The sequence below is a fragment of the Candidatus Nitrosomarinus catalina genome (assembly GCF_002156965.1).
In the GTDB taxonomy this organism is placed as follows: Archaea; Thermoproteota; Nitrososphaeria; order Nitrososphaerales; family Nitrosopumilaceae; genus Nitrosopumilus; species Nitrosopumilus catalinensis.
Window position 1 is genome coordinate 1,144,375 of record NZ_CP021324.1, and the last position, 12,551, is coordinate 1,156,925.

A 12,551-nucleotide genomic window follows, 5' to 3' on the forward strand; every position below is an offset into this window, starting at 1 on the left:
CACAGATCTATAGTGAAAACTTTCAAGAATTAATAACTGAAAATTTCTTGTGAGATGATTTTTGGTATGAATTGTAAACGTCTTTTTCATCACTACATTTTTTGCATATACATAATTGAGAAACATTTGGAATATCACAAATATCTTGAAATTCACATTGGGAGCAGCCAGCAGGGGAACCGCATACAATACATTGTAATTCATTAGTTTTAGCACATTTTTCATGCTTCACGCCTACACCTTTTGACCACAATCCAATTTCATTAATTTCAATTTTGTCATTGCAAACAATACAAGTGCCAGGAAATTTCATAGGAATTTTGATCCAGCTCATTGTAACATTTCAATCTCCTTATCAATAATATCGCCAAAGGTTTCTTCTAATTCTAATTCCAATTTTTTATTTTTTATACAAAATAGAACATATGGCAAGCAAATTGTAACGAATGCACTAGAGGATAGATGTAATTTTTTAGACATAATGGAAGACAATGATTTAATTTTTGCACCATCCCAGCGAATTCTGTTAAGAACAGGCCAAGATAAATTATATTTTGAATATCTAATTCTATCATCTTTTTGATACAAACTAATTAAAATATCATTAAGATAACGTAACAATCTCCAATTTTGAGTTTTCATAATTTTTCCAAACAACATGTCAGCGTTGGAAATAATTTCTAAATATTTTGCGAGGGAATCACTATCCAAATCGCTAGTAATTATACTTGAATAAAATGCATTAATTTTTTCTCTGGGATCAATTTGTATTGAATATAAAACACCACGAGCTTCTTCAATAGAATTTGCTTTGAAAAATGCATTGATTCCATCTTCAATGTTAATATTTTCAAAAGAAGATGCAGTTTGTGGATTAAATCCAGTAATCAAGGATTGAGTGAGATTGATCATAGAACGAATATCACCTCTAGACTTATCAATTACTTTGATTAAAGAACCAGGACTAAGTTTTTCATTTTCTTTTTTTAAAATATTATCTAAATATATCCGCAATAATCTTGGTGGAATTTTTTTAAATGATATTGTTGTTACTGCTTTTTTTATACTCTTCATTTTATCTGAATCATCATAATTTGCAGCAAGTAAAATTGGAACATTTGGTTTCTTCAAAATATCAACAAGAGCAGAAGCACCACCATAATCTCCACGACCGTGAATTCCATCAACCTCATCAACAAAAATCATTGGAGTTCCCAAAACACTGACATTACCTAAAACAGGAGTAAGAATTTCATTAATTCTAGATTTACTACGTACATCACTAGCATTAAGCCCGATCATATCATAATCAAATTGTTTAGCTAAAAGATATGCGATAGTAGTCTTTCCAATTCCAGGAGGTCCAATTATTAAAAGAGGTTTTGTGCCCTTTTTCCATTTTGCAAACCATTTGATTATTGCTTCACGGGGTTCTTCATTACCCACCATATCAGAAATATTCTGAGGTCGATATTTTTCAGACCACATCAATTTTATCACTTAGTTGGAAGATTTTTGTTCAAATCTGACCAGATGTTTTCTTCTTGTAATTTCTTATACCAGAATTGATTATAATGTTCTACAGTAAGAAATAGAAATTCTAAGAATTTAGTATGTGAAAAATTATCAGGCAATTTTTCTAAAGCATCTCTTGCTTCTCTTAAGTAAGATTCACTATGATTCATTGTTTCTTCAAATCCATTCTTTGCATCATTCATTTTTAATGAATAAAATAATGGCCAAGAAGGAATTTTTGCAGCCTTATCTCTAATACTATCTTCAATTTCATTTCCACACCCTACAGATTCAGCAGCTTTTGCCATTCCAGTGTAAAAAATATCAGCTAAAGGTGCACGATTCAAAGCCATGTTTCTACCAGCAGTTCCCATAACAGAACGATATTTTTTGTAACTTTCAATTAATTCTTCTTCAGTAATTTCTGTAGGTTTATCTTTTAATTTTGTATCAAGATACTGTCCAATTCTTGCTTGTTTGAAACCTTCTTCAAATTCTTTTAGTACATCTTCACCACCTTTTGAAATTTTTTCTCGTGCAAGTTTCAAAATGTAAGGATTCATCAATTTGTAATCATCTAAGTATTCCAAGTCTTCATCTTTGTCTACAATTCTATCCATTGGTTCACTAAGATCAATTGCAATAATATGACCATCAACAATATCTTCTCTCATTGTAGTACTTTTATCATCTTTGAAATAATCTGTGGATGCATCAAAAAGACCATTAAAAACAGGAAATGTCATTTTAACAAAATTTGAATTTAAAATTCGAAGGACCCTATCATGTAATGTATCAAAATCTTGTAATTTAGATTTTATAGGCTCAATTTCAGATGCGTTCAAAATAATTTCAGTTGAACCCACTTCTTCAGCAAATTGTTGTTGTGTTGTATTAGGAGATTGATCAGCATTTATTTGATCAAATAGATTCCTTGCAAATCTTTGAGCAAATGCAGGAAACGTATCTTCAGCTTCTTGTTTATATTGATTGAATAATTTGAATCCCTTTGATTTGAATAGGCCTTGTTTAATGATTTGTTTTCCAGGTTTCGTACCCATTAAAGCACCTTTGCTAAAAATAGATTCGTCTTTTCCACTCACACACACAATTCAATCTGTTGTTATTTATGCTTTCAAAAAAAATTTTCTTCACTTAAATTACGAAAGAAGAATTGTCGATTATGGAAGTTATAGAAATTCTTCGTGAAGCATCAAATCGAATTTATAAAAATGTAAAAGATCTTGCAGGGACAGAAGAGGCTGCAGGAGATTTTGGGAGAGGTGCAGGTGGAGATATTTCACGAAATATTGACATTACTGCTGAACAAACTGTTTTAGATTATCTAAAAGAAATAAAGTTTGAATGTATTGTTTTAGGTGAAGAATGTGGTAGAGTAGAATTATCAGATAATCCAAAAGGTTACATCATAATGGATGCAATAGATGGTTCAGCAAATGCTGTACGGGGTGTACCATTTTTTTGTAGTTCATTAGCATTTGCAACAGAAAATAAACTTAGTTCTATTACAGATGGAGTAATTACAGATTTAACAAATGGAGATATGTATTGGGCTTCAGAAGGAAAGGGTTCATTTTTGAATGAAAAACAAATCAAAGTACAACAAAAAGAACCAATTTACAAAATTGTTGGAATTAACACATCTGGCGGCTCTAATGAATTAATGCAACGTATGTATCCAATATTTCAAAATCATAATCATACTAGACATTTTGGAGCCAACGCATTAGAAATGGCATTGTTTGCAAGAGGTTTGATGGATGTTTTTATTGACTTTAGGGATAAAATTAGAATTCAAGACATTGCTGCAGGATGTATTATTGTAAAAGAATCTGGAGGTTTACTGTTGGATGCAGATTTGAATCCACTTGATGCAGATCTAAGTTATGAGACAAGAGTCTCATTTATTGCTGCAGCAAATCAAAAAATTCTGGATGAAATAATGTCACAAATTAATTAGAATTTTAGTAATAATCTGATCTCCAGATTTACTTTGTAAGAGAAATATATTTATCCAAAGTAGCAGGATGCTTCGTTAATGGTTACTGAAATGAAGGCAAAAGTTGTCTACAGAGAATTACTAAAAGAGGATCTAGTAATCATAAGATTGGTTCCAGAAAATGGGATGCCAGAGTACAAAACTGGACAATTTTTAACAATTGGTCTTCCAATACCAGCAGAAAAAAAAGTGGTTAGAAGAGCATATTCTATTGCATCACATGCTGAGAATAGAGATTATTTTGAATTTGTAATTAGATGGGTTAGAAAACCACTTCCAGGAAGAGTCACCACAGAATTATTTTATCTCAGTGTTGGTGACGAAGTCACGTTAGGTGACCCTACAGGAGCTGCATTACTGATTAGTGATAAATTACACAATGGTGAAAAAGATAACAGAAGAGTGATTTGTGTAGGTGGAGGAACAGGTTTAGCTCCGTTCATTGCGTTTGCAAAACATTTTCAGGATACAAATGACAAAAGAGAAGTTATTGTTTTACATGGTGCAAGTTATGTTGATGAGTTAAGTTACAAACGTTTGTTAACAGATATGGAATTAGAAAGTGAAAAAAAGGGTAGAGATAAATGGAATTTCAGATATCGAGCAGCAATCAGTAGACCAAAGGAATTTTTCAATAGATCTTGGAATGGTCATGTTGGTAGAGTAGAATCATTTTTCAAACCAGATAAAAAAACAGGATTGTCACCAGTAGAAGAAATGGTAGGTGAAGAATTAACTCCAGAAAATTCAATTATCTATATTTGTGGATATCAAGGTACCATAGATGGTGTAATTGATCATTTAGGTCCAAAGGGTTTCGTTACAGAACATGAAAAAAAATCTGATGGTAGTTTTGGTATCAAATACGAATCATACGGATAAAAAAACCCTAGTGTTATTTTTAAATTTAAAATATCATAATTTTTATACTATAATTAATTTCAACAGAACATGCCTAAGATAATGTGTCGGGACTATGGTTTTGAATGTGATTTTGTAGCTGATGGAGAAAATGAAAAAGTGATTGAAGATTTTAGAAATCATGCTGAAAACGAACACGGAATAGATTATACAGTTGAGGCAGTAAAACAAATTCTAATTAGAAAACAAAAATAAAAATTTCTAAGCATCTAGTTTTTTCATTCTTGCAGACAATACAGGTAATTCTTTAGCAATAATTTTTTCGACTGCCGGAATAATTGAAGTTCTGTGCTTAACACTTTCGTCATAAATTTCAGCAATTTGGTCTCTAAAGAGCAATTTAATTCCTGGAAGAGCAGTAATGCCTTCATCAACAGTTCTAGGATCTGATAAATCTAAAATCAATGTACCCTTTTTCTTTTCTTTCATTAGAAGTTGAATTCTTTCAAAGGTAATCAAGAAATAATCGGATGTTGTTGCTACAAAAATAATATCATATTTATCGAATGTAGTTAATACATCATTGAAATCAATAGGATTTCCACCTACAACATTACTAAATCCTGTAGCACGTTCAATTGTTCTACTACTAACATCATAAGAAATTTCTTTTTTGTTTAGTGTTTTTGCAACTAAAGCAGCGGAATTTCCTGTTCCGATTAACAAAACTTTTTTCTTTGGATCTAATCCAGCTTTCTCTTCAACTAACTTTACTGAAACATCCCCAAGAGATACAATATCTTTTGCAATTCCAGTAGAATCTCTCATTCTAGAAGATAATCGAATTACACTTTCAAATAATTTATTGAGAATAGTACCAGATGTTCCTGCAGATTTAGCATGAGATAAAGATTGAACTATTTCATCAAATACTTCTTGTTTTCCAACAACAAATGAATCAATACCAGAGCCTAAGCGTAAGAGATTAAGGTAAACATCATCACTTTTGTAAACTTCAATTGTTTGATCAAAGTGATCAATGTCAATTTGTTCTAATTCTGTCAAATTTATCCATGTTTCTTTAACTTGATTCAAAATGAGAGTTTTACCTTCAGCTCTTCTTGCATCAGGAGAATCTACAGTTTCAGTATTACTGACTGTAAAAATTTCAATTCTGCTAGCAGTTTGAATAATAATACATTCATCAACACCAGGAATTTTTTTAAATTCATCTGCTGCTGCTCCAACATCTTTGAACGCAAATTTCGATAACTCATGTAATGGAACATTTTTGAAAGTTACTCTCGTATTCATTACATCAAAAATTACGTGATCCATCTTCTCATCTCATTCCTAAGCACTAATTTTATTCCGTCCGCCTTTTGCAGTTCTAAAAACATTCATTCCAATATAGTAATTTTCATGTATTGATTCCAAGTAAGTAATTTCATTTTCTGTTGCTAGGATTTCTTTTTCTGTAGATTCAGGATCACTTTTTTGTTTTACAAGTTTAGCTTTTAATTCATCCAAGAAAGAATCTACACCACGTTCATAATTTGATACTCCACCAAATTCTGGACTGAGAACATGTTGTGGATTGTATGCAGGAGTTTGATCATGAGGAGTTTCAGCTTGTCTTGTAATAGATTCTTGTTCATCTGCAGATAGTATAGGTCTTGGAAATCTATCTTCTTTTTCTAACCAAAATTCAGGTTCACCCATGTCTCTTCTAAAAATTTCTTCACCTTGACGTTTGAATGTATAATCAACTTTTTTGCCTGTGTCTGCTTTTACTTCTGCAGCGATTGCTTTGTATTCTTCTTCTGCTGCAGCTTCCAGTTCGGCTCTTGCAGCTTCTGCTTTTTCAAGAGCTTCCTTAACTGCAGCTTCTGCATCAGCAACTGCTTTTGCATTTGCTTCCACTTTAGCTGCTGCTTCTTCAGCAGCTTTTGATTCTGCTTCTGCTTTTGCTTCTTCTGCTTTTTTTATTTCCTCAGCAGATGGTTCTTCGGATTTAGTCTCTTCAGTTGTTTTTGCCTCAACTTCAGATTCTTTTTTCTCTTCAGACAACAAATTTCCCTAAAATTCCCTGAATTTTAAGATTCTTGTAAGAAAATTTGGCGTCATAATCAGAAGTGAAATTTAGATTGATCGCAAAATAAATGAAAATAATTAAAATTATGGCGCCCTCGGCGGGATTTGAACACGCGTCTCAGCCGTGACAGGGCCGAATTCTAGACCGGGCTATACTACAAGGGCACAAGTTGTATGAGACAAAATCCTAGATTAAAAGTTTCTGCCACACTTCTTTTGTTTCTAAAAGACTAAATTATACGCAAAAATGATTTTTTGTGTGGGTCTATGGCGCAGCCAGGTAGCGCACCGGACTTTTAATCCGGTTGTCGAGGGTCCGAATCCCTCTAGACCCGCTATTTTTCATTATCAAAGAATGTCATCGATTGATTTTTGAAGATCATTTAATGAGGATTTAATTTTATTTTCTCTTTCAGACATTTCTAATCTCCAACAATTGATTTTTTCAGTTCGATCAGAAATCATTCTTTTTTGTTCATCGTATCCTGAAGAACCAAATGATTTTCGGTCTTTCAAAGATGATATAACACTGGTATTGGAAATTATCTCTGATACTAATTTAGTATCAACTTTAGTCCCTTCTACTGATTTTTTAATTTCAGGTGTAGTTAATTTTGAAATAGGTTTTTTGGAATTATGTGCTAGTTGAACTAGTACTCCTGCAATTTTATGAGTTACTCTAAATGGTACTCCTTCTTGTACTAATTTTTCAGCAATATCTAATGCAATTAAATTACTAGATTCAGTAACTTTTTTCATTTGTTTTTCATTTACTTTCATTGTTAGAATTATTGATTTTATAATCAGTAATGCACTAATGGAAATTTTTGATGTTGACCAAATGGATGATTTGATTTGTTGTAAATCACGTCCATAACCAGAAGCTAGACCTTTTACAGTGGTTAAAATTGCAGTAAGATTTCCAATTATTTCTGCAGTTTTACCTCTAGTAAGTTCAAGTATATCAGGATTCTTTTTTTGAGGCATTACACTTGAAGGGGATGTAAACTCATCAGATAATTCAATAAATGAAAATTCAGATGTTGACCAAATTATAAAATCTTCAGAAATTCTACTTAGATTAGTCATTAAAATTGAAACCATTGCAACATACTCTGCTACAAAATCACGTGTACTTGTTGCATCAAGTGAATTTTCAACAACACTATCAAAACCCAACATCTTTGCAGTACTATGTCTATCAATTGTAATACTTGTACCTCCAACAGGTCCAGCTCCAAGTGGGCTTTGATTAATTCTTTCAAAGGTATCAAACAGTCTTTGAAAATCTCGAGATAAAACATCTGCTTGAGCTAAAAGATAATGTGAAAATAAACCAGCTTGAGCTTGTTGAAGATGGGTATAAAATGGAATAATTGTTTTTTGATGATTTTTTGAAACAGACACAAGTGACTCTATAGTATCCAAAAGACAGTTGCAAATGATGTTAATATCATCTCGGATTTTCATTCTTATATCTAAAACAACTTGATCATTTCTAGATCTTGCAGTATGCATTTTTCCGCCGCTTGCCATACCTGATTTTTTTATTACTAGAGATTCGATTAACTCATGAATATCTTCTGCTCCAGATGAAGAGTCAAATTTTTCATTTTTCAAATTTTCTAAAGAAGACAGAATTTTTTTTGCATCGTTTTTGGTAATAATTTTATTTTCTAACAGCATTACTGTATGGGCCTGACTACCAATAATATCATACAAAGCGATTTGAGAATCATCATCTATTGATGAAACGTAATCTAAAGTAATATTGCTCAAATCAGTCCCTAATCGTGAACGATACATCAACTAAGATTGTAAAATGGTTATATATAGCATAAATGTTTTTTCGACATGAGCCAAGATATCAAATTACTTAGGGTCAAAATTTTTGATGAATTATCAAAGATTGTAGATCCAGAAATCAACACATCCATTGTGGAATTAGAACTAATTGACGAAGTAGACATCAATGACAGTAACGTCAAAGTAGATTTACATCTAACTAGTCCATTTTGTCCAGCAGTTTTTGGTTTCAAAATTTGTCAAGATGTTCATGATTATCTTTTGAAGGTAGATGGTGTAGAAGATGTCAAAGTAAATGTATCAAATCATTTCATGGCAGAACAAATCAACAATCAAGTAAACAATAGTCCTAATCCAAACAAGATAAATGAACTTCCAAAAAAAACAGATTAACTTCTAAATCCTAACAAATACCCTCTAAGGAATTGAATTCCCATTGCTGGATCAACACCTTTTGGACATACTTGACTACATGAACCAGCAAAATGACATCTCCAAATTCCATGGGATTCATCAATAATGTCTAGTCTACTATCTTTTCCTTTATCTCTACTATCAGCGACATATCGATATGCTTGTGCTAATGCTTGAGGCCCTACAAATGAAGAATCAGTAGTCATAGTTGGACATGCAGAATTACATAATCCACATTTAATGCAATTTGCAAATTGGATGAAATTTTCTAATTCTTCAGGAGATTGTAAGAACTCTTTTTCGTTTGATTCTAACTCAGTATCATCACGGATTAGATAAGGTTGAATTTTATGATGTGTGTCAAACAATCGTTCAAACTTTACTGCCAAATCACGGATTACTGGAAAATTATTCATTGGTTCTACAGTCACCACATTAGAATCCAATTCACTGATTTTTGTAAAGCATGCTAATCTAGGTTTTCCATTAATCAACATACCACAAGATCCACATGTAGCTTGTCTACAAGAATAACGAACAGCTACAGAATGATCATGATGTTTTTTGACATCAAGAATTGCTTCTAGTACTGTTGTCCATTTTTCATAGGATACATTGAATTCCATGAATTTATTTGAATCATCAGATTCAGGATTAAATCTAGAGATTCTTAGTAAGATTGTTTTTGTTGTAGATAATGCATTAGGTAATTGTTCGTCTGCAACACTAGAGACTTGGGCCATATCTAAGACATCCCCATATTTGTCATAATTATTGTTCTTGAGCCATATCCAATTAATGCAATCATTGCTACTACACATCCATATGAAACAGCCTTTTCATAAACCCTGCCTTGTTTTAGTTCTAGTAAAATAACTCTCAATCCATTAAATCCATGTACTGCAAGTAGAATCAAAATCAATTCAAGCATTATAACATATGGAATTGATCGATAATTTGCTAATACATTTTCATAAGATAAAGAGTCTGAAAATCCTGTTGTTAGACGCATCAAAATATGAACTGCAACTAATCCCACAGATGCTAAAGCAGTCCCATAGTGAATTTTCATTATTGTACTTTCTTTCATTTTATTCACCAAACATTACTGCCATACCATACATCATTGCAACTGCTGCAAGAACGATGGAAGAGTAAATTCCTATTTTATGTCGATAATTTTGAGATGCAGGGTCATATGGATAATCTGGTCTGGCAGGTTTTCCCACACCAACACCGCCATGTCCCAACATAATTCTGATTCCATTTCCAGTGTGAAAAACACACATTCCAATTACAAGAACTAAAAACAGATGTCCTTCTGTAGTTTGAGTCATTGCTAGAAAATCATCCCAACCCATTCGACCTCGTAAAATATTACTTGTTTCATAAACATGTGCAATAAAGTAGCCTAGCAATCCCAGTCCTGTTAAACGCATTAACAAATATGCTATTCTTTCAATTCCGTAACGACCAGGATTAGCCATTCCTTTAATGCCTTCTTTATTTTCATCTTGAGTCATCTAGTATTTTCTCTCCACTGGTTTGTATTTAGTAATTGTTACAGGATGTTTTTTCATTATTGGTTCATTTGGATCGTAATAAGCAAGTGTATGATATAAGAAATTTTCATCATCACGTTTAGGATAATCAGTTCTTGAATGTGCACCACGAGATTCTTTACGATTAATGGCACCAACTAAAAGAACTTCAGCGACTCTAAACATGGAATCAAGTTCCATGACATTTGCAAAATTAGTATTGTATTCTTTTGCTTTATCATCAACATGCTTCCAAGCTAATTTCTTTAATTCACGGATTTTCTTTAGACCATCAACTAGGTCAGTTTCATTTCTATAGACATATGCTTTTTCATTCAAAGTATCTGTAAGTTCTTGTCTTATTTCATATGGATTTACATCTCCATTTCCTCTAAATATTCCATCATAGATTCGCTTCTCTTCTGCTGCAACTAAATGATGAGGCCATTGATCACTATTGTTATTATTCATAGCATATTCAGCTGCAAGTGCGCCAGTGATATTTCCCCAAACAATACATTCGGATGTTGAATTTGCACCTAAACGATTTGAGCCATGAACACTGTTACAAGCCACCTCACCTGCTGCCCAGACACCTTGAATTTCAGTTGCACCATCAATATCAGTATGCAATCCACCCATCATGTAATGGCAAACTGGCCTAATGTCAAGCAAATCTTTTGCAGGATCTATTCCTGAAAATTTAATTGATATTTCTCTAATTCCACCTAATTTTTCTTTGATTTTTTCATCGCCAAGATGTCTCAAATCAAGTTTCATACAATCAGGTCCAGTTTCATGTTTGAATCCACGGCCTTCTTGAATTTCTGTCATAATTGATCTTGACACTATATCACGAGGAGCTAATTCCATTTTTCCTGCAGCATAAGTTTTCATAAATCTCTCACCTTGACTGTTAAGCAAATATCCACCTTCACCTCTTGCACCTTCAGTAATCAATATTCCAGAAGGCAAAATTCCAGTTGGATGGAATTGTACAAACTCCATATCTTTTAATGCCATACCTGCACGGAATCCCATATCTAATCCATCAGGAGTTGAAGAAAGTGCATAAGTTGAAAAACTATACAAACGTCCAGCACCACCAGTTGCAATAATTAGTGCTTTACCTTTAATGGTGTAAAAATTTCCTGAACCTAATTCAATTGCGGTAACTCCCATGAATTTTTTTCCATCATGAATAATTGATGTTACAAACCATTCGTTAAGATATTCAATATTATCATATTTCTGACATGTGTCATACAGAGTTTGCATTTCAAAGAAACCAACTTTATCAGATGCATATGTTGCTCTAGGAAAACTATAACCACCAAAATTTCTTTGATCAATTCTACCATCATCTCGTCTAGACCAAGGCATTCCCCAATGATCTAATTGACGAATTTGTTGTGGCATTTCAACACAAAGGCGTTCTGCAACATCTTGGTCTGCAAGAAAATCACTTCCTTTAACAGTATCATAAACATGAGATTCAATTGTATCACCTTCATCTTCAAAAAGAACTGCAGCAGTTCCACCTTCTGCAGAAACAGAATGAGAACGCATTACCTGAACTTTAGAAACAACCCCAATCTTGAGATTTGGGCCTTTCTTTGCAGCAGAAATTGCAGCTCTTAATCCTGCAAGGCCAGAACCGCAAATGATAAGATCAAAATCTAATGAATTAACCATTTTTAATACAAAAATAGTATTTTTGGGTTAAATATGAAGTATTGTTCATCGGGATTCAGAAATATTAAAATATATCACTAGCGATATCACTAGTGATGATTTCAGAGTGGTTTCAAAGAGTAGGGAGTTCCATACCAAGAGGATTTTCAAGATATTTCATTTTGGAATTATTAAAAGAAAAAACATACACAGGAAAAGAAATTATTGATTATGCAGTTGAACAAAGTAATGGGATTTGGAAACCATCTCCAGGATTAATTTATCCATTATTAGGTAGATTACTAGATGAGAAATTAATTGAAGAAACAAAAGATGGTAGATATCAATTAACAAAATATGGTTTAGAGACAGCACAGGACGTAGATAAAATCAATGATATTGTTAAAAATCAATTAGATGTTCTTTTTAGATTAGGAAACGCGGGAAGATTTGTCGCATTAGATTTACTAGAAAAAATTTCATCAATGGGTTCGATTCTAAGTTCAAACTTGACAAATATGACAGAGGAAGAAACTAAAAAATACAGAGAGTTTTTACAAGACGAATTAAATAAAATGGATGGAAAAAAAGTAAAGAAAAATGGTAAAGAAATCAAAATAGAATAA

At 32.5% G+C, this 12,551-nt stretch carries 15 protein-coding genes and 2 tRNA genes; 6 read left to right on the forward strand and 11 right to left on the reverse strand.

The annotated features are described in order from the left end of the window. Positions 1-22: 22 nt before the first annotated feature. From NMSP_RS06910 to NMSP_RS06920, 3 genes are read right to left on the reverse strand one after another with little or no spacing between them, the layout of a single operon-like run. Positions 23-334 carry a hypothetical protein gene (locus NMSP_RS06910; protein WP_086908068.1) on the reverse strand — a complete coding sequence of 104 codons (312 nt, stop codon included), beginning with the start codon at positions 332-334 and terminating at the stop codon, positions 23-25. Beyond that, on the reverse strand, positions 331-1,488 hold the full coding sequence (locus NMSP_RS06915; protein ID WP_086908422.1) for an AAA family ATPase: 1,158 nt from the start codon (positions 1,486-1,488) through the stop codon (positions 331-333). Before NMSP_RS06915 ends, NMSP_RS06910 begins: the two co-directional genes overlap by 4 nt. Before the next feature lie 8 nt (positions 1,489-1,496). Then, on the reverse strand, positions 1,497-2,618 hold the full coding sequence (locus NMSP_RS06920; protein WP_086908069.1) for a hypothetical protein: 1,122 nt from the start codon (positions 2,616-2,618) through the stop codon (positions 1,497-1,499). An 80-nt stretch (positions 2,619-2,698) separates the two neighbouring features. On the opposite strand from NMSP_RS06920, the gene NMSP_RS06925 reads away from it, so the two are divergent. From NMSP_RS06925 to NMSP_RS06935, 3 genes are all read left to right on the forward strand, one after another. Beyond that, a complete protein-coding gene (locus tag NMSP_RS06925; protein ID WP_086908070.1) occupies positions 2,699-3,496 on the forward strand; it encodes an inositol monophosphatase family protein in 798 nt (265 codons plus the stop codon). 78 nt (positions 3,497-3,574) lie between these two features. Beyond that, a complete protein-coding gene (locus NMSP_RS06930) occupies positions 3,575-4,417 on the forward strand; it encodes an FAD-binding oxidoreductase (protein WP_086908071.1) in 843 nt (280 codons plus the stop codon). Positions 4,418-4,486: 69 nt separating this feature from the next. After that, positions 4,487-4,651, forward strand: coding sequence for a DUF1059 domain-containing protein (locus NMSP_RS06935; protein WP_086908072.1), 165 nt, complete (start codon positions 4,487-4,489; stop codon positions 4,649-4,651). A gap of 6 nt (positions 4,652-4,657) precedes the next feature. Here NMSP_RS06935 and NMSP_RS06940 read toward each other — a convergent pair whose 3' ends face one another. The 3 genes from NMSP_RS06940 to NMSP_RS06950 form a co-directional block, all read right to left on the reverse strand. Beyond that, on the reverse strand, positions 4,658-5,734 hold the full coding sequence (locus tag NMSP_RS06940; protein ID WP_086908073.1) for a glutamyl-tRNA reductase: 1,077 nt from the start codon (positions 5,732-5,734) through the stop codon (positions 4,658-4,660). Positions 5,735-5,749: 15 nt separating this feature from the next. Continuing rightward, positions 5,750-6,466, reverse strand: a complete 717-nt coding sequence (locus tag NMSP_RS06945) for a hypothetical protein (protein WP_086908074.1) — start codon at positions 6,464-6,466, stop codon at positions 5,750-5,752. A 111-nt stretch (positions 6,467-6,577) separates the two neighbouring features. Continuing rightward, positions 6,578-6,655 (reverse strand) — tRNA-Asp (locus tag NMSP_RS06950). 96 nt (positions 6,656-6,751) lie between these two features. Here NMSP_RS06950 and NMSP_RS06955 point away from each other — a divergent pair. Beyond that, a tRNA-Lys gene (locus tag NMSP_RS06955) sits at positions 6,752-6,825 on the forward strand. A 13-nt stretch (positions 6,826-6,838) separates the two neighbouring features. Here the strand turns inward: NMSP_RS06955 and argH are convergent. Then, the gene (gene argH / locus NMSP_RS06960) at positions 6,839-8,296 is read right to left on the reverse strand and encodes an argininosuccinate lyase (protein ID WP_086908075.1); all 1,458 of its coding nucleotides are present in this window, start codon (positions 8,294-8,296) and stop codon (positions 6,839-6,841) included. 48 nt (positions 8,297-8,344) lie between these two features. Here argH and NMSP_RS06965 point away from each other — a divergent pair, with 48 nt between their 5' ends. After that, on the forward strand, positions 8,345-8,689 hold the full coding sequence (locus tag NMSP_RS06965) for a metal-sulfur cluster assembly factor (RefSeq protein ID WP_067959739.1): 345 nt from the start codon (positions 8,345-8,347) through the stop codon (positions 8,687-8,689). Here the strand turns inward: NMSP_RS06965 and NMSP_RS06970 are convergent. Genes NMSP_RS06970 through NMSP_RS06985 form a run of 4 tightly spaced genes read right to left on the reverse strand, consistent with a single transcriptional unit; the run spans position 8,686 to position 11,946 of the window. Further along, complete coding sequence (locus tag NMSP_RS06970) at positions 8,686-9,453, reverse strand: succinate dehydrogenase/fumarate reductase iron-sulfur subunit (protein WP_086908076.1); 768 nt, start codon at positions 9,451-9,453, stop codon at positions 8,686-8,688. The two genes, NMSP_RS06965 and NMSP_RS06970, sit on opposite strands and share 4 nt — an antisense overlap. A gap of 2 nt (positions 9,454-9,455) precedes the next feature. Then, entirely contained in the window at positions 9,456-9,800 is a 345-nt protein-coding gene (locus NMSP_RS06975; RefSeq protein WP_086908077.1) for a succinate dehydrogenase/fumarate reductase transmembrane subunit, read from the reverse strand. Between the two features lies 1 nt (position 9,801). Beyond that, positions 9,802-10,233 (reverse strand): succinate dehydrogenase/fumarate reductase transmembrane subunit, encoded by a 432-nt coding sequence (locus NMSP_RS06980; protein ID WP_086908078.1) that lies wholly within the window; start codon positions 10,231-10,233, stop codon positions 9,802-9,804. Then, positions 10,234-11,946, reverse strand: a complete 1,713-nt coding sequence (locus NMSP_RS06985; RefSeq protein ID WP_086908079.1) for a succinate dehydrogenase/fumarate reductase flavoprotein subunit — start codon at positions 11,944-11,946, stop codon at positions 10,234-10,236. A gap of 95 nt (positions 11,947-12,041) precedes the next feature. Here NMSP_RS06985 and NMSP_RS06990 point away from each other — a divergent pair, with 95 nt between their 5' ends. Then, entirely contained in the window at positions 12,042-12,551 is a 510-nt protein-coding gene (locus tag NMSP_RS06990) for a PadR family transcriptional regulator (RefSeq protein WP_086908080.1), read from the forward strand.